The sequence below is a fragment of the Aerococcus sp. L_32 genome (genome assembly GCF_050689315.1).
Genome location: NZ_JBOEQF010000432.1, coordinates 1 through 1,614 on the forward strand (window position 1 = coordinate 1; position 1,614 = coordinate 1,614).

At 43.1% G+C, this 1,614-nt stretch carries 2 protein-coding genes; both read right to left on the reverse strand.

Annotated features, from left to right (window positions below):
* A partial coding sequence (locus ACRCJ0_RS13665; RefSeq protein ID WP_431390777.1) for a potassium transporter TrkG occupies nt 1-540 on the reverse strand: 540 nt, incomplete at its 3' end.
* Nucleotides 537-1,614: TrkA C-terminal domain-containing protein (locus ACRCJ0_RS13670; RefSeq protein ID WP_431390778.1), on the reverse strand; the 1,078-nt coding region annotated here is incomplete at its 5' end. The genes ACRCJ0_RS13665 and ACRCJ0_RS13670, both read right to left, overlap by 4 nt.

Here is a 1,614-nt window from a genome sequence, read left to right on the forward strand (position 1 = left end):
TGAAGAGACCCTAGATTCAAGCTTACCTGTCGCTGGTCCTGGCAACTCCGCTCGCATGACGTATACCCCTTTTGCCCCCATATTTGGGACGATATAAAGGAGGAAGATCAACATCCCCATACCCCCTACCAATAAGGTAAAGGACCGCCAGAACATCAAGGATTCGGGCAATACATCAAGTGTGTCGACTAGGACGCTGGCCCCAGTGGTAGTAAAACCGGATACCGCTTCAAATAAGGCGTCGACGTAGGAATTGACAGCGCCTGACAAATAGAATGGTAAGGCCCCAAAAATGGAAATCAAAAACCAGGATAAGGAGACTAAGACGAAACCTTCTCGGGCAAAGAATACGTCTTTCTCTGGTTGTCTAAAGGACATGACTTTACCGACAATAAAGGTAATTATCATGGAGATGACAAAGGCTAAGATAACCTCGACTTCGTTTTGGTAGATAACGGCTACTAATAATGATGGCAGCATCAGTAGCGACAAGACCATGAGTAGCCGGCCAATTAAATATTGGATGTAGGACCAATTCATTCGCCATCTCTCCTATTCTTCTTCACAACGATGTCATTAAAGTTCCGAATTTGGTCTTCGGTATCGATAACTAGGACATGGTCACCAGGAATAAAGGCATCGTCCCCACTTGGAATGATCATTTCCTTGTTACGGACGATTAAACCAATCATCAAACCTGGTCTAAAAGTCATATCTTTGATCGGTGTGTCAAGGATTTTACAATCTGGGCTCAAGACGAATTCTAGAACGGCTGTTTTGTTGTCTGATAAACGGGCATAGTTTTCTAATTTGTCAGATTGACTAGAGGCAATTGAGCGAACATGACGGGTTACCGCGTCTACAATAGCCTTTCTAGGAGATAAAATCACGTCTAATTTGCTATCATCAATCAAGCGTATTAAGCCTGGTCGGTTGACCTTGGTAATGGTTTTGCGAACGCCGGCATTTTTCCCGTATAAAGACACCATCAAGTTCTCTTCGTCTGAGTTGGTTAAAGTCAGCAAGAGGTCAAAATTTTCTACTCTTTGTTCATTTAAGACATACTGGTCAGTTCCATCATCATAGATGACTTCTGTATTAGTAAATTGGTTGGCCAATTCAGAAGCCCGGTTCTTATCTAGCTCGATTAAACGGGTATGAATCCCCCTAGCATGTAGGACTGGAATTAGATAGTGGTTAATCCGGCTTCCCCCGACGATTAAGGCGGATCTATATCGTTTGACTTTCTTATGGCCAGCAGCAACGAAAAAGTCCTGTAAAGCTTCACGTTTGGCGAAAATCTCCACAAAGTCCCCTGCTAATAAGATTGCATTTCCATCTGGAATAAGGGTCTCTCCATTACGTTCAACTGCCACCACAATCACTTCTGGAATATTACGGCGAATGTCTCGAATATATTGGTTGACGATCCGTGACTTCTCCATAATCCGCACTTTAATCAGGTGCATACGGTTATGATAAAAAGGCTCCACAAAGGTTGCTGACGGGTAATCGATGACTTGAATAATATCATTGGCTGCAGCTCTATCTTGGTTAATCAGGTAATCAATGCCAAGATTAGATTGGATAAAACCTTGTTGCGCTGTAAAGGCC